The organism is Hymenobacter defluvii (genome assembly GCF_017589435.1).
In the GTDB taxonomy this organism is placed as follows: Bacteria; Bacteroidota; Bacteroidia; order Cytophagales; family Hymenobacteraceae; genus Hymenobacter; species Hymenobacter profundi.
In genome coordinates, this window is record NZ_JAGETX010000015.1 from 12544 (window position 1) to 34081 (window position 21538).

Annotated in this window: 14 protein-coding genes; 5 read left to right on the plus strand and 9 right to left on the minus strand. The window is 56.1% G+C overall.

Going from position 1 to position 21538, the window contains the following annotated elements; genetic code table 11:
* Positions 1 to 84: 84 nt before the first annotated feature.
* A complete protein-coding gene (locus J4D97_RS18380; protein ID WP_185281171.1) occupies positions 85 to 1416 on the minus strand; it encodes a hemolysin family protein in 1332 nt (443 codons plus the stop codon).
* Between the two features lie 242 nt (positions 1417 to 1658).
* Between J4D97_RS18380 and J4D97_RS18385 the strand changes: the two genes are divergently transcribed.
* The 4 genes from J4D97_RS18385 to J4D97_RS18400 all read left to right on the plus strand — a co-directional run bounded on the left by J4D97_RS18385 (position 1659) and on the right by J4D97_RS18400 (position 6897).
* Positions 1659 to 3914, plus strand: coding sequence for a protein-disulfide reductase DsbD family protein (locus J4D97_RS18385; protein WP_208308847.1), 2256 nt, complete (start codon positions 1659 to 1661; stop codon positions 3912 to 3914).
* 116 nt (positions 3915 to 4030) lie between these two features.
* Positions 4031 to 5143: an isoaspartyl peptidase/L-asparaginase family protein gene (locus J4D97_RS18390; protein ID WP_208308848.1), complete on the plus strand. Its 1113-nt coding sequence runs from the start codon at positions 4031 to 4033 to the stop codon at positions 5141 to 5143.
* Positions 5144 to 5695: 552 nt separating this feature from the next.
* Positions 5696 to 6160 carry an AsnC family transcriptional regulator gene (locus J4D97_RS18395; protein WP_185281168.1) on the plus strand — a complete coding sequence of 155 codons (465 nt, stop codon included), beginning with the start codon at positions 5696 to 5698 and terminating at the stop codon, positions 6158 to 6160.
* Between the two features lie 419 nt (positions 6161 to 6579).
* Positions 6580 to 6897: a hypothetical protein gene (locus J4D97_RS18400; RefSeq protein WP_208308849.1), complete on the plus strand. Its 318-nt coding sequence runs from the start codon at positions 6580 to 6582 to the stop codon at positions 6895 to 6897.
* A gap of 75 nt (positions 6898 to 6972) precedes the next feature.
* Here J4D97_RS18400 and trxA read toward each other — a convergent pair whose 3' ends face one another.
* The 6 genes from trxA to dnaE all read right to left on the minus strand — a co-directional run bounded on the left by trxA (position 6973) and on the right by dnaE (position 14656).
* Positions 6973 to 7305: a thioredoxin gene (gene trxA, locus J4D97_RS18405; RefSeq protein ID WP_185281167.1), complete on the minus strand. Its 333-nt coding sequence runs from the start codon at positions 7303 to 7305 to the stop codon at positions 6973 to 6975.
* Positions 7306 to 7474: 169 nt separating this feature from the next.
* On the minus strand, positions 7475 to 7831 hold the full coding sequence (locus J4D97_RS18410) for a hypothetical protein (protein WP_208308850.1): 357 nt from the start codon (positions 7829 to 7831) through the stop codon (positions 7475 to 7477).
* Between the two features lie 77 nt (positions 7832 to 7908).
* Positions 7909 to 8823, minus strand: coding sequence for a TIGR01777 family oxidoreductase (locus J4D97_RS18415; RefSeq protein ID WP_208308851.1), 915 nt, complete (start codon positions 8821 to 8823; stop codon positions 7909 to 7911).
* 81 nt (positions 8824 to 8904) lie between these two features.
* Entirely contained in the window at positions 8905 to 9420 is a 516-nt protein-coding gene (locus tag J4D97_RS18420; protein ID WP_208308852.1) for a GbsR/MarR family transcriptional regulator, read from the minus strand.
* A 171-nt stretch (positions 9421 to 9591) separates the two neighbouring features.
* Positions 9592 to 10872 (minus strand): chloride channel protein, encoded by a 1281-nt coding sequence (locus tag J4D97_RS18425; protein WP_208308853.1) that lies wholly within the window; start codon positions 10870 to 10872, stop codon positions 9592 to 9594.
* Positions 10873 to 10969: 97 nt separating this feature from the next.
* On the minus strand, positions 10970 to 14656 hold the full coding sequence (dnaE, locus tag J4D97_RS18430) for a DNA polymerase III subunit alpha (protein WP_208308854.1): 3687 nt from the start codon (positions 14654 to 14656) through the stop codon (positions 10970 to 10972).
* Between the two features lie 381 nt (positions 14657 to 15037).
* Here dnaE and J4D97_RS18435 point away from each other — a divergent pair, with 381 nt between their 5' ends.
* The gene (locus J4D97_RS18435; protein WP_208308855.1) at positions 15038 to 16099 is read left to right on the plus strand and encodes a fatty acid desaturase family protein; all 1062 of its coding nucleotides are present in this window, start codon (positions 15038 to 15040) and stop codon (positions 16097 to 16099) included.
* 184 nt (positions 16100 to 16283) lie between these two features.
* Here the strand turns inward: J4D97_RS18435 and J4D97_RS18440 are convergent, their stop codons facing one another.
* Together J4D97_RS18440 and J4D97_RS18445 are read right to left on the minus strand one after the other, a co-directional pair.
* Complete coding sequence (locus J4D97_RS18440; protein WP_208308856.1) at positions 16284 to 18380, minus strand: LysM peptidoglycan-binding domain-containing protein; 2097 nt, start codon at positions 18378 to 18380, stop codon at positions 16284 to 16286.
* A 159-nt stretch (positions 18381 to 18539) separates the two neighbouring features.
* Positions 18540 to 21383, minus strand: a complete 2844-nt coding sequence (locus tag J4D97_RS18445) for a TonB-dependent receptor (protein WP_208308857.1) — start codon at positions 21381 to 21383, stop codon at positions 18540 to 18542.
* Positions 21384 to 21538 lie beyond the last annotated feature (155 nt).

The window sequence follows — 21538 nt, forward strand, 5'->3', positions numbered from 1 at the left end:
CATAAACAGGAAACTTACAAAAGCTGGGTTCACACGAAAAAAGGGCTGCCGTACGGCAGCCCTTTTTTCGTGTGAAGATTGTATTTACAAATCCAACTCTTCGGCCGTCTCTTCCAGCTCCTGCGGACGCGTCACGCGGAGCTGTACTAGCTCCACGGCGCGGCGGGAGCGTTGCAGCACTCGAAACTCGTAGTTGTCGAGAATAGCCGTGTCGCCCACGTCGGGAATGTTGCCGTAGATCATGTTTAGTAGGCCACCTACCGTCTCATAGTCGTCGCCCTCTGGGAGGGGGTAGGGGAGGTACTCGTTGGCATCGGGAATGGGCGTGGCGGTGTTTACGCGGTATTCGTTTTCTGATACCTTCTCCACTACCGGTACTTCGTTGTCGTACTCGTCCTGTATTTCGCCTACCAGCTCCTCAATGATGTCCTCAATGGTCACAATACCCGACACGCCACCGAACTCGTCCGATACGATGGCCATGTGCATGTGTTTGCGCTGAAACTGGCGCAACAAGCGGTTGATTTTCTTGGTTTCTGGCACAAAATAGGCCGGCCGCATAATGCGCGACACTACAATTGGCTCGCCGCGGCGCACAATCTGCAACAAGTCTTTCACGTAGAGCACGCCCACAATGTTGTCGATGCTATCCTCGTATACTGGAATGCGCGAGTAGCCTTCGCTGTACGCAATTTCCAGTACCTGATCCTGGGGTGCGTTGATGTCGACGGCCGCAATTTTGGTGCGGGGCACCATAATCTGCTTCACCATGCGGTCGTTGAACTCGAATACGTTTTCGAGCAGTTCGTGCTCCGAGTCCTGCAATTCGCCGCTTTGCATGCTCTGGTCGAGCAATAGGCGCAGCTCCTCCGTAGTGTGTACTTCAGAGCTATGCGAAACTTGGCCGCCAAACAGGCCCGCTACCGCGTTGGAGAGCTTGTTGAGTACCCAAATCAGCGGAAATGTGATAAGGTAGAAACCACGTAGAGGCGCTGCAATGGCCATCGAAATAGTTTCGGGCTTCTGAATGGCCAACACCTTCGGTGCTTGCTCGCCAATGACGATGTGCAGCGACGTGATGACAATAAATGACGCGGCTACCACTGAAAAAGTGTGCACCGTCACGTCGCTCACGCCAATGCCCATACTGTGCAAAATGCTCAGTACCACATCCGATACCACGCTTTCGCCAATCCAACCCAATGCCAACGATGCCAGCGTAATGCCCAGCTGCGTAGCCGATAGGTAGGCATCCAGATTCTGTAGCATAGTGAGGGTCAAGCTGGCTAGTCGGTTGCCGCCCTGCGCCTTCAGCTCAATCTGCGAGCTGCGCACTTTCACCAGCGCAAACTCGGCCGCCACAAAAAATCCATTCAGCAAGACAAGCAGAATGGTAAACAAGATCTTTAAGCCCATAGGTGCGGACGCTGCAGCTCACGCGGCTCAGCGCCCTTTGTATCGCAAAAATACGAGATTATTGGCAAGCGGTTGGGGCAGTTCGCTGTTAAGTAAGTAAGCTACTGTTTGAAACCTCGGCAGGTCGAAGCGGTTAGGTCCGCAGGATAGTGTGTCAACGTGTAACTCTGACACACTAATTTTGTGTTAGTTCCTACCGTTCTTTGTGCTACGCAAGCTCCGCCGCGTCGAAAAAAAAGTTTATGTCTACTCTCAAAAAGCTAGTACCGCTGCTGGTGCTCCTGTTGTTGCCGCTGTGGCCCGTTGCCGCGCAGGTACTCACGCCTACCAAGCTCACGGCCGCCGTCAGCAAAACCACTGCGAAGGTGGGCGACGAAATCGACCTGGTGGTGAATGCCCGTATGGAGCCCAACTGGCACCTGTACGCCACCAATTTCGACCCCGACCTAGGGCCAACGGTTTTCACGCTCACTATTCCCAAAAGTGCGGCCTATGCGCTGGTAGGTCCGCCGAAGTCGGTAGGGGAGAAGAAGAAGTTTGACGACGTGTTTAAGGGCGACGTCACCTATTTCGAAGGCACTGGCCAGATCAAACAGCGCATCAAAATTCTCCAGCCCGGTACCCTCACCATCAAAGCTGAAGCCGACTACCAAACCTGCACCGATGTGGACGGCCGCTGCGTGCCTGGCAACGATGCCCTGTTGTTTGGTCCGATTACAGTAACCGGCACGGTTGCCGCCCCCAGCACGGGAGCCGTAACGCCACCCGCCGCTACCCCCATATCGGCTACTACCTCACCCACAGCGACGCCCGCTACGCCTACTGTCACGGCGGCCGCAACGCCCGAATCTGCGACGGCAATTGTCGCAACCGATGCCACCCCGGCACCAACCACTGATACGGCTACCCTGGGCTCCGCAGTAACTACGGAACTGGCCGCGAGTCCGGGTGCCGTTACGGCTGTTCCTACCCCGGCAGCTTCGGTAGCAGCCACGGCCCCTGCCGTCGATCCGGCAGCGGGCGGGCTGTGGGCGTTTGCCTTTGGGGCTTTCGTGTTTGGTTTGGGCGCGTTGATTACGCCTTGCGTTTTCCCCCTGATTCCGATGACGGTTTCGTTTTTTACCAGTGGGGGCGACAGCCGGCAGCGGGGCATCACCAAGGCCGTGGTTTACGGCTTGTCCATCATCTTCATTTATGTGGTGATTGGTTTATTGGTAACGGTGCTGCTGGGGGCCGATGGCCTCAACCTCATCAGCACGCACTGGCTGCCCAACCTGATTTTCTTCGCGGTTTTTGTCACGTTTGGCCTTTCGTTTCTGGGCTTATTTGAAATTACCCTACCCCACGGCATGGTCAATAAGATTGACGCGCAGGCCGATAAAGGTGGCTGGGGCGGCGTGTTTTTCATGGCTCTCACGCTGGTAGTGGTATCTTTTTCGTGCACGGGTCCCATTGTGGCTACCATTCTGAGTCTGGCCGCGCAAGGCCAGCGGGTGACGCCGGTGGTTGGGATGTTGGGCTTTTCGTTGGCGTTTGCGCTGCCGTTCACGTTGTTCGCTATCTTCCCAGCATGGTTGAAAAGCCTACCCCGCTCGGGCGGCTGGCTGAATACAGTGAAGGTGGTGCTGGGCTTTGTGGAATTGATGTTGGCGCTGAAATTCCTGAGTATGGCCGACCTTGCCTACCACTGGGACCTGCTGTCCCGCGACCTGTACATCACCATCTGGATTACGCTTTCGGGCTTGCTGGGCCTCTATCTATTGGGCCGCTTCAAACTCTCCCACGACTCCGACCTACCCCACCTGAGCGTGGGCCGGCTGCTGATGGCCGTGCTGGCCTTTGGCTTTATGGTGTACCTAGTGCCGGGCCTGTTTGGGGCGCCGCTGCCGCTGCTGGCCGGCTACCTGCCTCCCCAAACCAGCCATGATTTCTCGCTGGCCTCGGCTGCTACCCCTATGGCGCCGGCTACCCCCGCTACCAATACGCTCTGCGAAGAGCCCCGCTACGCCGACTTCTTGGAATTGCCCCACGGCCTGCACGGCTACTTCGACCTGGCCCAGGCCCAGCGCTGTGCCCGCGCGCTGAACAAGCCCATCTTTATTGACTTCACGGGTCACGCCTGCGTGAACTGCCGCAAGATGGAAGCCACCGTGTGGAGCGACCCGCAGGTGCTCAAGCGCCTGCGCGACGACTACGTAGTAGTGGCCCTGTACGTAGACGACAAAGCCGCGCTACCCGCCAACGAGCAGTACACCTCCGCCCACGATGGCAAGGAAAAAACCACGCTCGGCAAGAAAAACGCCGATTTGCAGCTCACCGGTTTCAACGTAAATGCCCAGCCCTACTACGTGCTGCTAGACCCGGAGGCTCCCGCCGACCTAGCGCATGCATTGGCGCCCCCCATTGCTTACGAGCCCGATGTAGCCGCTTTCGTGCGCTTCCTGGATGCTGGCTTGGCGCAGTATAAGAAGCAAAATCAGCCGGTGGCGGCGCGCTAGAGGCATCCTTCGCCGTACCATATCTGTCTATTGTCTAGTAAAAGAGGAAACAGCGTCAGCTTTTTCCTCTTTTGCGTTGTTTCGGCTCATTGCAACCCCGGTTTCTGCGCTGCTTTATGAAAAATTGCTTGTTGATTTTCCTGCTTCTATGGGGTGCCGTTGCCGGTCGGGCGCAATCTACCACCGCCCCCGATCCAAACCGCATCACGCTGGTTATTCATGGGGGCGCGGGCACTATCACGCGGGCTAACATGTCGCCAGAGAAGGAGCAGGCCTACCGCACCATGCTGAACCAAGCACTGCAAACCGGCTACGCTGTGCTGAAAAAAGGCGGTACCTCGCTGGACGCCGTGCAGGCTACCATTCAGGTGATGGAAGATTCTCCGCTGTTCAATGCTGGCAAGGGGGCGGTGTTCACCCACGAAGGCCGCAACGAAATGGACGCGGCCATCATGGACGGCAACACACTGAAGGCTGGCGCCGTGGCGGGTGTTACGGTGGTGCGCAGCCCCATCACGGCGGCGCGGGCTGTGATGGACCAGTCGGAGCACGTGATGCTGGCTGGCCGCGGTGCCGAGCAATTTGCCAAAGAGAAAGGCCTCGCTATTGTTGACCCTAGCTATTTCTACACCGAGGCCCGCCACCAACAGCTCGAAAAAGCTTTGGCCGCCGAGAAAAGCGCCGGTACGCCCGATCAACTCAATACTCCTACCAAAGTAGAGGCAGCGCCCGTCAAGAAAGCCAAAACCAAATTGAAACCCGGTAAGCCGCAAAGCGCTGTCCCTTATGAAGACCAGATCTTTATGGAGGGTAGGAAGTATGGTACCGTGGGTGCCGTGGCCGTGGACCAATACGGCAACCTGGCCGCCGCCACCAGCACCGGCGGCATGACCAACAAGCGCTACGGCCGCATTGGCGATGCGCCCCTCATCGGGGCCGGCACCTACGCCGACAATAACGCCTGCGCCGTATCGTGTACGGGTTGGGGCGAGTTCTTCATCCGGGCTACGGTGGCCCGCGATGTGGCCGCCCGCATGGAGTACCAGAAAGTGCCTCTGGCGCAGGCCGCGCAAGCTACCATCGAGAAGGTAGGAAAAATGGGAGGCGATGGTGGTCTGATTGCCGTAGACCGCCAAGGCAACATTGCCATGCCGTTCAATTCGGAAGGCATGTACCGGGGCTATATCAAAGTCAACGGCGACGCGCAAATTCTGATTTACAAGGAGTAAGCGTTTGCTAGTGGGTAGTATTTTGCGGGATTACCAAGCAGCCTCTTCGGATGAGTACAATAATTGTAATGAAACGCCTGTTTTCCTGCCGAAAATACCTGAACTTTGCGCCGCTCTTTATCCAGAGGAGGGTAGGGGGCCGTAAGACAGCTATGGCTATGTGCTCAGAAAAGGGCAAAAAGAAAGGCTGCACCCACCCAGATGCAGCCTCCTAATAAAGAACGTACCCACCCAGATACGTCCCGGTACTCTTCCACTTCCCAAAATCCACCCAAAAAAGCTGTAGAAGAAGGATTCGAACCTCCACGGTGTAGTTAGCCGGCCGCCGGACCAGTTTATCCCGAATCACCACCCGCGAGAGAGGCGGGCATGTCTGCCAGTTTCATCATTCTACAATGTCTGATGTAATCATCCGCCGCTTGCGTTTGATTATGACAAATGTAGTAGTTGAATCGTTATTATAAAATTTTATCAGGCATTTGCTTAAAAATTTACATTAAATTTAATAAAAGGCAATATATTTTGCTAAACGCTTAAACCCACCGCTAAAAAATGGCTCGCAATTACGAACTTGATGACACCGACCGCAAAATATTGGCGTTACTGATAGCAGACGCTAAAATGCCCTACACTGAAATCGCTCGCAAGGTGCACGTATCCGGGGGTACAGTGCACGTGCGTATGGCCCGATTAGAAGAGCTAGGAATTGTACAAGGTGCTACCCTACGCATTGACTACGAGAAACTTGGCTATGGCGTAACGGCCTTTATTGGTATCTACCTGCTTAAAAGCTCGATGTATAATGGCGTGGCGGAAGAGATGAAAAAGATTCCGGAAATTGTGAGTATGAACTACACGACTGGCAACTATGGCATCTTTGCCCGCCTCGTGTGCCGTGATACGCAGCACCTGCGCGAGGTGCTACACGACCAGATTCAACTGATTGAAGGTATCGAGCGGACGGAAACACTAATTTCACTAGAAGAGTCGTTGAACCGCCCTATCCAGCTATTGTAATAATTAAACGCATACACAAAAAGCCCTAACGTACTTCCGGCACATTAGGGCTTTTTGCGTGTGCACTAGCTGTGTAGATGAGTTACGAATAGTATGCCATTGGTAATCAGCTTAAGCTAAGCGTGGTCTATCTACACATGCTAAGCTTTGTCAGCTCTCTATAAACTGTAGGCTTTACTATTCGCTTATACAATTCTATCCATGAATTATGCCAATCCATCGACGTGAAATAAGGCTGTTTTAAGCTAAACAATTGTGGGTGAGATAATTGAGAAAACAAGGGTGAAATGGGTTTGAGGCCGCTGGCACAAGGCTTGTCTTAGCATAGACAGCAATGGTTGCAACGCTGCTGATATCTGGAAATCCCTGATTGTAAAAGCTTTCCGACATACGTTTCACTCTTTACTCTACTTTGTCCCATGAAAACTTCCCTGCTTTCGTTTGTCTTCGCCCTGAGCCTGTTTGCGGCCAGCAACTCCTTCGCAGCCGCTTCCACAGCCAACCACCACGACGACCGTCGTACGGAAATAGCCCGTCGCAAAGAAGCCGAAGCGCGTAGGCGCTACGAGTTGGCCCAGCGCAAGCAAGAACAAGAGCGCCAGCGCAAACTGGTTATGGAACGCACGCGCCGTGAACAAGAGCGCCGCTTAGCTGCCGAGCGTGCCCGCCGCGAAGACGCTCGTCGCTACAACGACCGGTATGACAAGCGTCGCGACTATAGCTACAACCGCCATTAGGCTCGGCTGTAGACATACAAAAAGCCCTGTTCCTGTGTAGGAACGGGGCTTTTGCTCTAACAAAAATAAGGTGCCTTAGGCGACAGTTACCTGCGCGTCCAGCTTCTGAGCCAATACGTGCTTTGGCACAGCGCCCACTTGCTTATCTACGATCTGACCGTTCTTGAAAACGAGCAGAGTAGGAATGCTGCGGATGCCGAATTTGGCGGAGGTCTGAGGGTTGGAGTCTACGTCGACTTTGCCTACCACTACTTTGCCTTCATATTCGCCGGCCAGCTCTTCTACTACGGGGCCTACCATGCGGCAAGGGCCGCACCACTCAGCCCAAAAGTCGACCAGTACCGGCTTATCGGAGTTGATGATTTCGTCGAAGTTAGAATCGGTAATCTCGATTGCTTTGTGTCCCATGACAGTAGGGGGTTGATGGTACAAGGTAAAATGCTTCTTACGAGCCTTGGGCCTGCAAGGTAGCAGATTGTGTGTGTAACATGCGAGTAGACGGAAAGTTCAGTTGCACTACTTTGTATTGGTAAGCTGCCTCATTACCTGCCCGTACAAGTAGCTATGAGGGATAGGCCTACGCAACTGGGGTTTGCGTACGGTGCCGCATTTTATAGAAGACGTATAGATTGAAAAAGTGCATTGCGCCTAAAATCAGAATGATAGTGCCGAGCTTTAAGCTGAGCGCCTCCACAGTTTGTTGGTAGCTGGCAATAGGGTCAGTGGTGCGAAGCGTAACGGTAGCATACCCAATATTGATGAGGTAGAACCCCATCAGGAGCAGCTTGTTGACAGAGTCGGCCAGTTCTTGGTTGCCATCAAATATGTCGACCAAGAACGTGCGGCCGTGCCGGAACAGGGTTTGGGCTACCCAAAGCGTAAGCGCAATGGTGGCGGGCAAATAAAAAGCGTACAACAGCAGATAGTAGTTCATACAGCAAAGAAGAACATGAGGCGAGTGTATCGTCTCGGGTTGGAAAAAAGAAGAGTTGTCTGTGTGAGGCGCGCAACTCAGGAAAGTAAATCAGCCAAGGTCGCTTCGCAGGTAGGGAAGCGAAAAGTGAAGCCAGCGGCCAGTAAGCGTTGGGGGTACACTTTGCGGCTTTTCAGGATAAGCTCGGTTTCAGTGCGCAGGAAGAAAGCGCCGAGTTCTAGTAGCCACGCGGGCTGCGGAAGGCGCACGATCGGCCGAAAATGCTGGTAGAGCAACTGGTTGAAAGGGCGGTTACGCACTGGATGCGGCGCGCATAGATTATAAACGCCAGTGGCTTCGGGTGCACGCAGGAAAAATTCGACGGCCCGGCAAAAGTCCTCGCTGTGCAGCCAGCTAATCCACTGCTGGCCACTACCCTGCGGCGAGCAAAGCCCCCACCGCGCTAGCCGTGCCAGCACCGGTAGCGCACCTCCTTGGCGGCCCAGCACAATGGCAGTGCGCAGCGCCACGCGCCTTGTGGCTGGGGTAGGGGCTGCCCAAAACGCTTCTTCCCAGGCCTTGGCTACCTCTTCCGAAAAACTACTGCCTATCTGGCCTGCCGCTTCCGTGTTTACCGTTTGCTCGCCGGGGGTGTGCTGGTAGATGGTAGCAGTGGAAGAATTGAGCCAGACGGCTGGTGGGCGCTGGCACTGGGCTACTGCTTCGCCCAGTATGCGGGTGCTCTCCAAGCGGCTTGCCAAGATGGTGCGTTTGTTGGCGTCTGTATATCGGCAATCAACTGACCGGCCAGCTAAGTTTATTAACGCAGCGGCTCCTTCCAATTCTTGCACCCACGCGCCAAGCGTTCGGCCGTCCCATGTAACAATGTTTGGGTCGCGGCTAGGGGAGCGACTGAGGATAACTATCCGGTAGTTTAGAGCCGTGAAATACTCCCGGAGGCAATGGCCGAGAAAACCATTCCCACCAGCAATGACAATTGTGGAAGCTTGCATACTGAACGGTTAAAAAGTTGATTTCTTATTATAGAATTTTCAATAAATATTGAAATATAAGAGGCAAAAAAAGGCCATGTATTACGGCCTCATAAGCTTCATAAAGTTGCTTAGGAACCAATTTTCATCGGCTTTGATGAGGGTAGAAGCCGCCCGATCGGCAAAGCCTGCAAACTTCTCAATGCTATCTACCATCGTTGTGAAAGCGTTGAGTTCTTCTTGGGAAGAATCGGCGGAAGAATCCACGTGGCTGATTTCGCCCAGCACTCGCATTAGTGGTTCCAGTTCCCGCTTGCGCCGCTCTTTCAGAATCAGCGTAGCTACTTTATGAATATCTTTTTCGGCCGAGAAAAACTCTCGCCGTTCGCCAGGCCGTAATTCTTTGCGCACGATTCCCCAATCCATAAGCGCACGCACATTCAGATTCACGTTGCCCCGCGAAATCTGCAACTGCTCCATAATATCATCAGCCGATAGTGCCTCGGGGGCTACAAGCAATAAGGCGTGTACTTGCGCCATCGTGCGACTCACACCCCAGGCTGAGCCTAGTGTGCCCCAACCTTCAATAAACCTGCCTTTTGCTTCATCGAGTTGCATGGTCCAAAGGTGTATGTTTATTTTGAATTTTCAATAAAAATTGAAAATAATATTTTTTGAAAAGAATAAGAGGCTGTTTTGTAGGCGAAGCGGTGCAGAAAGTCGTCAGGCTGAGCTAACAGCTTGACGACTTTCTGCACCGCCTTAGCACAAGTAAGATGCCCTATCACACTACTCCTCGTGCTCTTCTATGCCTAACTGCGCGTTGATAAGCGGTGTTTTAGGGGTTAGGAAAAAGCCGGTTAGGCTAGCAAACATAATCGGAACGATGCTGTGAAAGCCCGTGAGGGTAGCCAGCAAAATAGTGGTGCTAATGGGTGTGCGCGTAACACAGGCGTTAATGGCCGCCATGCAGCTAATCAGAATTAGGGGCAGGTTCTGATCGGGAAATAGTGAGTTGATCAGCAGCCCTACCACCGCGCCTACGAAGAACAAGGGAATGATAAAGCCCCCGCGCCAACCCGACGTAACCGTGAAAGCAATGGCTAACACTTTTGCTACGAGTAAGGCCACTAAGAAGTGTAGCGAGAACGACGTGTGGAGAAGTTCTGTCAGCTGATCGTGCCCAAAGTAGCGCGATAGGGGCACGAAGTAGGCAATAATACCGATCAGCAAGCCACCCACAGCCAACTGCCAGTAGATGGGTAGGCGCACCCTACGGAAACCTCTCCGACATTGCCGAACCGTGAAGATAAACAGCCAACCAGCCGCCGTACCGGCCAGCGCGTAGAGGATGGCGAAAAAGAAGTCGTTGATGCTGGAAGGCGTGTAGAGCGGGAACACCCAGGTAGGACCCAAGCCCGTGTGCGTAATCAGCACGAAAATGACGTAGCTGGAGCAACTAGCTACAAAGGCCGGAATCAGGGCTTGGTAGTATTCTACCACGTGCCGGTGGTGCAGGATTTCGAGCGCAAACAGGCTCCCACCCAGCGGCGCACCAAACAAGGCGGTGAAGGCAGCAGCCATGCCCGCAATGGTAAGCGAGCGGAGGTCTTCGCCCCGCAGGCGAAATTTCTGCGCCAGCCATGTGCCGGTAGAGCCTACCACTTGCACCAATGGCGCCTCGGGGCCCGCACTGCCGCCACTGGCAATACAAAGCAACGAGGAGAATATCATAGAAGGGTTGTTGTGCGGATCGAGCTGGCCGCCTTTGAAGCGAATGTTGTTGACAATCAGATCCATTTCGCCGGGGTCACCCAGCTTGTGGATGATGAGGCCCGCCAGAAGTCCCGCGCCCATCATGAGCGGGATAACCAGTAAGCCCTGCACGCCGGAAAGCAACTCTAGTAAGTGCTCAAGCACAATCCAATAGCCACCTGCCAAAATGCCGCCGGCCACACCAATAAGCACCCACAGAAAGAAAAGACGGCTGAAAACGAATGGGTTGAAACGCAACGAGTCGTTCACCTGCTTCCGGAGGACCAGCGCACGCCTACGCGTAGTAAATCTCATAACAACAAAGAATGGAGGGAATACAACGTAACAGCCCAACCCACCTGAGGTTACCAGATGCGTTGGGCTGCCACTAAAAAGTACGGAGGCAGAAGAATCAGATCAGCTGACAAACTTCCAATTCCATTTCCCGCATTTTGGTGATAAAGGCTTTGGGCTCGATTTGAAAGCGCCGCGAGAACATGTCTACTGCCAGGTGCTCGTGGGGCTCAGCAAACTGAATTTCCAGACGCTTGCGACCGGGCGCGGCTTCAATGGCCGCTTCCAGCTTGTCGATCATGGGGCCGGAGACGGTGCGCAGGTCCAGGCGCACGCGCACACCTTTGCTGAGCTTTTCGGCTACCTCGCTCAGCGGTTCCATGTTCAGTATCTTCAGTTCCCACTGGTCCTCCGAGCCGTAGCGCAACGATACTTTAGCCCGAATATACATGGGCGGCACCTGCTCGTTGGGGTAGTTGCGCGGGTTAATCACGTGCGTAAAGCGCGTGTACTCGTCCCGAAACAACGCCAATTGCAGCGACGAATCGTAGTCTTCCAGCGTGAAGGCCGCGAAGGGCTGCCCATTGCGGGTGGTGCGGTAGGCCACGTTCGTAATCAGCCCCGCCACGTTGATGTCCTTGTTCTTGTGGTTCTCGATTTTGTCGAGGGAGGTGGTGCAATACGAGTCGATTTCCATCTTGTAGTTATCGAGCGGGTGGCCCGAGAGGTAGAAACCCACTACATCCTTCTCGCGGCGGAGCTGCTCGGTGGCGGGCCACTTCTCCATGTCGGCTACCTTGGGTAGGGGCATGGCTACCGCGCCAAACGCGCCACCGCCAAACAGGCTCTGTTGGGCTGAGTCCTGATCGGCTTGGTGCTGCTGGCCCAGCTTCACGGCCTTGTCGATGAGGTTTTGGTCACCCGAGGGCGCCTCCACGAACTGGCGGCGGTGGTAGCGTTCAAACGAATCGAACGCGCCCGACAGAGCCAGGCTTTCAAAGGTTTTTTTGTTCACGGCGCGTAGGTTCACACGCTTCGCGAAATCGAAAATATCGGTGTATTTGCCCTTGCGCTTGCGCTCTTGCACGATTTCCTCCACGGCGGCTTCGCCCGCGCCCTTCACCGCAGCCATCCCGAAACGAATCTGGCCCTTCTCGTTCACGTTGAACTTCATGATGGATTCGTTCACGTCGGGGCCGAGTACGGCTACGCCCTGCTTGCGGGCTTCCTCAATGAAGAACGTCACCTTCTTGATGTCGCCCATGTTGTTGGTGAGCACCGCAGCCATGTACTCGGCAGGGTAGTGGGCCTTGAGGTAACCGGTCTGGTAGGCCACCACCGAGTAGGCAGCGGAGTGGGAGCGGTTAAAGCCGTAGGCCGCAAACTTCTCCATCACGTCGAACACCTCGTTGGCTTTTTTCGCCACAATGCCGTGCAGCTTTTTGGCGCCCTCACAGAACTTCTCGCGCTCCATGGCCATCTTCTTCATGTCCTTCTTACCCATGGCACGGCGCAGCAAGTCGGCGCCGCCGAGCGAGTAGCCGGCCAGAATCTGGGCCGTCTGCATAATCTGCTCCTGGTACACCATAATGCCCTGGGAGTAGTTCAGGATGGGTTCCAACAGCTCGTGCGGGTACTCCACCGGCTCCTTGCCGTGCTTGCGGTTGATGAAGTTCGGGATGAACTGCATGGGACCGGGCCGGTACAGGGCGTTCATCGCAATCAAGTCCTCGATGTTGGTCGGGCGCAAGTCTTTGAGGTACATGCGCATGCCTTCCGATTCAAACTGGAACGTGCCGATGGTGTCGCCGCGCTGGTACAGCTCGTAGGTTTTCAGGTCGTCGATCGGAATGTCGTCGATGTCGATTTTGACGCCGTGGTTCTGCTCAATCAGGCGCATGGCATCCTCGATGATGGTCAGGGTTTTGAGGCCCAGAAAGTCCATCTTCAGCATACCGGCACTCTCAATCACCTTGCCGTCGAACTGCGTCACGAGCAGGTCCGAGTCCTTCGAAGTCGATACTGGAATGTACTTCGTGATGTCGTCGGGGGCGATGATGACGCCGGCGGCGTGAATGCCGGTGTTGCGCACCGAGCCTTCGAGGCGCTCGGCTAGGCGCAGAATCTGGCCTTTGAGGTTGTCCGGCGCTTCGTCGCGGCGGATCATGTCCAGCTCCTGCACCTCGGCAAAGGCCTTGGCCAGGGTAGTGCCTACCTGCTCGGGCACCATCTTGGTCAGGTCGTTGGTCTGGGGTAGGGGCAGCTCCATGGCCCGCGCTACGTCTTTGATAGACGACTTGGCGGCCATGGTACCAAAGGTGATGATCTGCGCCACCTGCGTTTTGCCGTACTTGTTTACCACGTAGTCGATGACCTTCTGACGGTTCACGTCGTCGAAGTCAATATCAATATCGGGCATCGACACGCGCTCCGGGTTCAGGAAACGCTCGAACAGCAGGGAGTACTTAATCGGATCGATGTTGGTGATGCCGATGCAGTAGGCCACCGCCGAGCCCGCCGCCGAGCCCCGGCCCGGACCTACCGCCACGCCAATGCTCCGGCCGTGGTTGATAAAGTCCTGGGTAATCAAGAAGTAGCCCGCAAAGCCCATCGTTTCGATGATGCGTAGCTCGTAATCCAGGCGCTCCTCGATTTCGGGCGTGCGTTCCGAGTAGCGGGGGCGGTTGCCCTCAAACGCACCTTTGTAGGTGAGGTGACGCAGGAACGCGTCGGCCGTAGGGTGCTCGGGGGGTAGGGGGAAGTTGGGGAGGAGAATATCGCGCTGCAACTTGGGCGGCGTGATTTTGTCCACGATTTCGTTGGTGTTGTCTACGCTTTCCGGCACGTCGGCAAACAGCCGGTTCATCTCCTCCTGGCTCTTGAAGTAGAACTGGTCGTTGGGGAAGCCGAAACGGGCACGTGGGCGCGGCATCTGTCGCTCCTCATCAATGCGCATGAGCTGCCGGCGCACCGAATCGTCACTGGCCGCCATGGGGCGGATGGTGTCGAGGTGGTCGTAAATCACCTTGTTGTCGCCCGAAATCAAGCGGAAGTAGTTCGTCTCGAAGTCGCCGACCGGAATGCTGTGTTCCTCGCCGGTGTTCACGCAGAGTAGGAGGTCGTGGGGCGCAAAGTCGTTCTGCTCCACGTAGTGCGAATCGTTGGTACAGATGACCTTGACATTGTATTTGTGCGCGAGCCGCAGCAGCACCTGGTTCACATCTTCCTGGCTTTTGCCGGTGTTGTCGATGTTCATCAGGCCGTGGCGCTGGATTTCGATGTAATAGTCATCGCCGAATACATCCAGCCACCACTTCAGCATCTCTTCCGCTTCTACCTCCGATTTCCAGAGAATAGCCTGTGGCAACTCCGCGCCAATGCAGCAAGAAGTAGCAATCAGGCCCTCGTGGTATTGCAGCAGCAACTCCTTATCGATGCGCGGGAACTTGGAGTACACACCTTCGATGTAGCTCATGGAGCACAGCTTGGCCAGGTTGTGGTAGCCGGCTTGGTCCTTAGCTAGCAGCAGTTGGTGGCGGCGAATATCCCGCTCGCCTTTTTCGCGGCTGAACGCCTTTTTGTGGCGGTCTTCTACCAGGTAAAACTCGCAGCCCACAATGGGCTTCACGTTGTATTTATTCGCCTCGGCCACGAAGTTAAACGCCCCAAACATGTTGCCGTGGTCGGTGAGGGCTACGGCGGGCATGCCGTCGGCCTGGGCCTTTTTCATCAGGGCCGAGATGCTGGCTTGGCCGTCGAGAAGGGAATATTGGGTGTGGCAGTGTAAGTGCGAGAATACGGGCATGAGCAACGGGCGTCGCGCCGTTAGGGCGCGAAGCGGATAGTAAAGTTACCCACGAATCAGCGGACAGGAAAGGTTGTGCGGTAAGAGGTTTTGTATAAGACACCACATGCAGGCGTATTACATGCTACTGTACTATTGCCGGAAGTCGTTGGTAAACTAAACCGTGAAATTCACGGAAAGCTGGGGTGAATGACGCCGATACCATCACTCTATTCCACGGTTCGAAAAGAGCAAGCTGAACCCGTTGAGTTTAAAAGCGTTTACCTTAGCATACATAATGTTTTGTTTTTCGGGTCCTGCCGGATTTTTCTCGATATGCAGCGCATTCTTCTCTCCGTCTCCTAACGGTTGCGTCTTTCTGCAGGCAGCAACCCTACCCTCATGAAAGTCCTTACCACCCTCACCGACCCGGTGTATACCGAGCCCGTTGCGCCTACCCGTCTCGATACGTTCCTGCTGCGCTTCTGCCAGGACAAGCGTGACCTGCCGTTTCTCTACCTCTTACTGGAAATCTCGGCGACGCTGCTGCCTATGGCCGTGGCCTTATTCCTGCCGTTGCCGGGGTGGGCATGGTGGTCGGTGCTGGTTGTATATCTAGGGCTATCCACTTTCTACTTTAAAGGTCCGTTTGGGCTGATGCTGCATTGTACCAGCCACCGAATCTTGTTCAAGAAGAAGTATGGGTGGATGAATCAGTACATACCGTGGGTGATTGGGCCACTGTTTGGACAAACGCCCGAAACGTATTACACCCACCACATGGGCATGCACCACCCCGAAAACAACCTGCCCGACGACGAAAGTTCTACCATGTATTACCAGCGCGACTCGTGGCTGAGCTTTGGGCACTACCTCGCCGACTTCTTACTCCTGGGCTTCCCGAAGCTGTTTGGTTATCTGTCGCGCACTGGCAAAACCAAGTTTAAATGGCGTGCTTTCAAGGGGGAGCTGGCCTTCATTCTGGCCTGCGTGGTGCTGGCCTTCTTGAACCTGCCAGCTACGTTTGTTGTGCTGATTCTGCCGTTGATTGTTGCGCGCATCGTGATGATGCTGGGCAACTGGAGCCAGCATGCGTTTATCGACGGCAACGACCCCGCCAACTGCTACACCAATAGTGTAACGTGCATTAATACCAAGTACAATCATAAGTGTTGGAACGATGGCTACCACATCAGCCACCACCTCAAGCCCGCCCTACACTGGACCGAGCACCCCAACCACTTCCGCAAAAACGTGGCTGAGTACGCCCGCCAGGAGTCGGTGGTGTTCGATGGCATTCACTTCCTGCACATCTTCGCCTACCTCATGACGCGCCGCTACGACTTGCTGGCCCGCAACTTTGTGAACCTGGATGGCCGCTACGCGTCAGATGTAGAAATTATTGATCTGCTTAAAGCAAGGACACAGCGCATTGCCCGCGTGCCGGAGCCAGTGTTGGCATAGCTATAGCTACTGAGTAGGAGTTGAGTTGTTCGTTAGCTAGTAGCAAAAAAGCCGCTGTCATCCTGAGCGCAGCGAAGGACCTTCTCACATAGAAACAAGTCGTTGTTACGACTGTCGTTCAGATGTAAGAAGGTCCTTCGCTGTGCCCAGGATGACAGCGGCTTTTTTGCTGCCACCCGACAAATTACTTCGCTGGCGTGACGGTCAGCACCTCACCGGGGCGCACGTTGAAATCAGGCTTGTTGTTCCACTCCATAATTTGCTTGATGGTGACACCGTACTTGCGCGAGATGCCATACATCGACTCGCCGGCCTGCACCGTGTGCTGCACTGTGGTAGGGGCGGCGGGCTGGGCTTTGGCGGGGGTAGGAGGGACAATAGGTGTAGCCTGCGGCTTTGTTGCGGGCGTGGTCGTAGGCTGAAGCGAAGCAGCTTCTTCCGGAGGCGTCACGCGAAGCTGCTGGCCGATTTTTAGAGATGGGTTCAGGGGTAGGCCGTTCCAGGCTTCCAGGTCGCGGGGGCTGATGTGGTAGAGGCGGGCAATACCGTAGAGCGTTTCCTTGGTGCGTACCGTGTGTAGGCCGTTCGGCGGAATGGCAGCGGGCGTGACGGGCGCTGCCATCACGGGGTAGGGGGCAGCGCCCGGCGCAGCGGGAGCCTCCTCAGTAGCTGTTGCCGTAGCAGGGGTAGGGGAGTTGCTGGCTGCCGGCGCTGGAGTGGCAGGGCGGGTAGGAGCCGGCCGGTATACGTTACGCGGGGCTGCCGGAGTTGCTGGGGCTGGGCTGGCTGCGGCGGGCATGGCCGCGGTATCTGCTACGCCAGTGGTAGCAACTTCGTCGTTCAGCATAGCAGCCGTGTCGGCGGGAGCAGACGCAACTACGGGTGCTGGTGCTGGGGCCGGAGCGGCGGGCTGGGTAGAAGGTGGGAACGTTTTGGTAGACGGCACGGGGGCTGGACCAGGTGCGGCCAGGGTAGCGCGCGTTGGGCGGGCAAAAGCTGCCAGCGCCGCTTCGTTCTGTACCGTTTTGTACTCCACGGGCACGTCGCGGGGGCGGGTGTGCTGGAGCCACAGCACACGGCCAGGGCGCAACTCCTCGTTGCGGGCCATGCGGTTTTTGCTCAGAATAGAACGCACCCGTATGCCGTATTGCTGCGAAATGGTGGTGATGCTCTCGTTGGGCTGCGCTACGTGGTACTCCACGGCCGCTTTATCGCGCTTTTTCTGCACGAAGTAGGGCTGGCCAGCCACCACGTTATCAAATGCATAGAGGTCATTATAACGCATGAAGCGGCGCAGCTTCATATCGGCACGCTGAGCCAGGGTCTCCTTGGTTTCGCTGGGTAGGGCAATGAGAGCCCGCAGGCCGTTGATGAGCACAAAGCCAGGGTGGCGCGGGTCGGGGGTAGGCTGGGCCGAAAGAGGGGCCGTGGAGGCCATCGGCTGCTGGGCGGCCAGGGTAGCCAGCTGGGTAGGGTCGGTGATGGGCACCAGCACGGTATACACTTTGTCCGACGGCACGGCCGAGGCTAGCAGCCAGCGGTTGTGCTTGGCTAGTTCCTCGGGCGTAGTCTGAAAGCTGGCGGCCATAGCAGCCAGCGGCTGACCCGCAACAGCCGGAAACTCCTGTAACGCCAGCGCGGGGTTGCCATTCAGCCCCACGGCCTGCTCAAAGGCTATCTTATGCGCCAGAAACGTGATGATGTAGGGGTGCGAGCGTTCCGTCACCTCCATCTCGGTGGCCGCGGCGTCGGTGGGTAGGGTGTAGGGCTTGGTGCCTCCAATGCCTAGGTTGTAGCTCAGCAACACATCCAGCCAGTTATGGAAAGCGTTGTGGCTGCGTTTGAAGTACTTGGCTGCCGCGTGCGAGGCCGTGACAATGTGCTTGCGCTCGTCTACCTGGTCGTTCATCAACAGGCCGAAGTCCGTGGCTGCTTCGCGCTTGAACTGCCAGTAGCCCACCGCGTCGTGGATGCTCTGGGCATCGCCCTGCAAGCCGCTTTCCTGCAACGCCAGGTAGCGAAAATCCAGCGGCACGCCTTCCTCCTGAAATACCCGGTCGATGATGGGAAAATACGCATCGGCCAGCAGCACGCGGGCTTGAAACGAGGCGGGGTGGCTGCGCAACGCATCTACTTTCTGCTGCACGGCGCGCTGGCCGCCGTTGCTGAGGCGCAGGGTAAGGTTGGCGAAGGGTAGGGTAGCGGGCACCGAAGGGCTACCCGACTGTGCCGCCACCAGCAAGGGCAACAGGCACAGCAACAAAGCAAAAAGTCGTTTCATGGGCTACTACAGGGGCGCGCCGGACTGGTGGCGGCCCATCCAACCCCAAAATAGGCGAAAAAATCCGGGTTGGATGCAGACAATGGTAGTGCCTGTATCGAAGCAAGCAGGCCCGAAAAAAAACGGTGGTCATACAGACCACCGTTTTTCACGCAGCTATTAGTTCGATGGCCTGCCTCCACCGCCGGGCGGCCGACCACCAGCAGGACGACTACCGCCACCCGACGGACGACCACCTCCGCGGAAATCACCTCTACCCTCGCGGCCGCCCTCAGTAGGCATGTTCACGTTGCCGCGGCGCAGGTTGTAGGTAAACATCAGCATGAAATACTGTTGCAGGTTGTTGGTTACCACCCGCTCGTTGTAGGCCACCGTGATGTTGTTTTGAATGCTCTGGTTTTGCTTCAGAATATCAAAGGCATACAGCTTAATCTCGCCGCGCTGGCCGGGTAGGATGCGCTTGCCGATGCTGGCATTCCAGAGCAAATACTGCTGGCTGGCCGCCGACAACCCCTGGTTGTACTGATGCGTCACATTGGTTTGCAGGTTGATGCCCGGCCCAAACGTCCAGCTCAGGCGCACCGAGCTATTTTGCACATAATAGTTGGTGTTGAGGCGCACGTTGGTGGTGTTGCGCGCATACGTCAGCCGGCCATCCGTCGAAACCGTGAAATCGAGCGTGGTGCTGATATTGCTGCTCAGCGTGATGCCCAGTCCCACGTTCGGCGACTTCGAATAGTTCAACACCCCGTTGTTGATGCCCGGCGTGCGCGAGTAGCCCACCGAGCCGTTGAGGTTCAGGTTGGTTTTGATGAAGTTCAGCGGCAAACCATAATTGCTGAACGCCCGCACCGAAAATTGCTGACCCAGGTTCACAGGGCGCGTGAGCTGCCCGCCCAAGGGTAGGGCCACCTCGCCGCCGTTGATGGTCAATACCGTGTCGCGGGGCGTTACGAAGGTGCTGTTGGTGATGTAATCGTCGGTAATGGTGCCAAATATGCCAGCAAAAAAGGAGGTCGATTTTTCGGGCTTCGAGGCTGAGTAGCGTAGCGCCAATACGTGCTGGTATTGTTGGCGCAGGTTGGGGTTACCGGTGGTCAGCTGGAGCGGATTGGCGTTATTTACTACCTCCTGTAGCTGCCCAATGCCAGGCGCCGACGTGCGGCCGTTGTAGTTCAGGCGTAGGTTTTTCTCCCGCGAGAAGCGATACCGCACCTGCGCGTTAGGCAGAATATTATAGAACGTGCGGTTGATGCCCGTCCCGGCCGGAAACTTCTGGTCGCTGTCGAGGTCGGCCTTCTGGGCCGTTACGCCCGCCGAGGCTTGCAGCGTTTCAGTCTGGTGGCGGTAGCTGGCGCCTACCCCCTGCGTGAGGTAGGTATTGGTGAAAACGTTGCTCAGGCCTGCATTGATGTCGGAGTAAGCATTGTCGGTCTCCGATAAATCGTAGGTTTTCTTGTCCGAGTCGTTGGGTGTGTAGGCCACGTTGTAGTTGAACTGCAACAGGTCCTTTTTGCTCAGCGGCTCTGTGTATGATACGCCCGAGTTTAGCTCCCAGCCTTGCTGGTTGAGGGTAGCATACTGGTCCAGCACCGTCGTATCTGAGAGGGAGTAGAGGTTGCTGTTGCCGTCCTTGCTGTTATAGTTGGCGTTGAGGTCCAGCGAAATCGTGCGACCGGCTTTGGTAAAGCGGTGGCGATACAGCAGTTGGTTGGATGAGTTGATGCCGGTGAGGCGCGAACGATAATCCGTCGATACCACGCCCCGCGGCACGTCGCCTACCAGGGTCTGGCCGTCCAGCGTACTATTGCCGGTGTTCTGCTGAAACGACAGGCGCGGAATAAACAGAATAGAATTGGCCGAGTCGATCTTGTGCTCCAGGCGCAAGTTTGCGCGGTGGTTGATGTTGCGGCTGTTGACGAAAGAGTTTTCGAGGTAGCGTTGGTTTTGGGTAGCGTACTGGCGGTCGGTGCTGCTAGTAATGCGGTTGTTGGTCTGGTTGAAAAAGTAGCTGCCCGTCACCTGCGTTTTCTTACCCCATTGGTCGGAGTAGTTGAGGCCCACCGCATTAGTCGTGGAGATGCCCCCGCCTTGCGGCACCAGAAAATTTCCCCCGCCACCACCGCGGCCGCCGCGGCCGCCACCGCCGGCTCCTACCAGATCGGCCGAGGCAAAGTTTTGCATGTTGATGTTGTTGGACTGCGCCACCAGCGAAATGCGCTGGTCGCCATTGAAGCTGTTCACGCTCACGCTGGCCTGGTAGCGCTCCGGTCCGGCCCCCAGCACTAGGCGTCCAAACTGCCCCTTTCGGTACTGCGGCTTGGTTACGATATTGATGGTTTTCTGCGTGTTGCCGTCGTTGAAGCCCGAAAACTGCGACTGCTCACTCTGGCGGTCAAACACTTCAATCTTATCAATAATCTCAGCCGGAATATTTTTCATGGCCGCGTCGGGGTCGGTACCGAAAAACTCCTTGCCGTCCACCAAAATCTTCTGCACCTGCTCGCCCTGCGCGTTCACCTTGCCATCTTGCACCGTAATGCCGGGCATTTTGGTCACTAGGTCGCGGGCGTCGGCGTCGGGGTTGGTCTTGAAGGCGTTGGCATTGTACTGGGCCGTGTCGCCTTTTTGCACGGCGGCGGGTGTTTTGCCTACCACTTCCACCCCTTTCAGTGTAATGCCGCCGGCCTGTAAGGGTAGCGTGCCCAGCGTCCGGTTTGTTTGCGTAAGCTGCACCTGCCGCCGGATGGTCTGATAGCCCAGAAACGACACGGCCAAAATGTAGCGCCCGGCAGGCACATCGGCTATGCTGAAGTTGCCTTCCGTATCTACGGCCGCGCCGCGCCGCACCGAGTCGGGCACCTGAATCAGCACCACGTTGGCCCCAATCAGCGGCGATTTGTCGGCGGCATCTTCCACTCGGCCGGTTACTGGCAAGGTGGTCTGGGCCAAGGTGGAGCCGCTGAGCAGCAATAAGATAACGAAGAGAAAAAGTCGTTGCATATAGAGTAGGTAGCGGCTTATTGGACGAAGGTAGAGGGGGCGGGTTTAAGCTTTTGGCCTGTACTCTGCTGGAACTCTGCGGTTCGCCCAGGAATATCTACTAACTGGCAAAAGAGGCCGACGAAATATTCTGCTGGTGGTGCTGAAGCAGACCC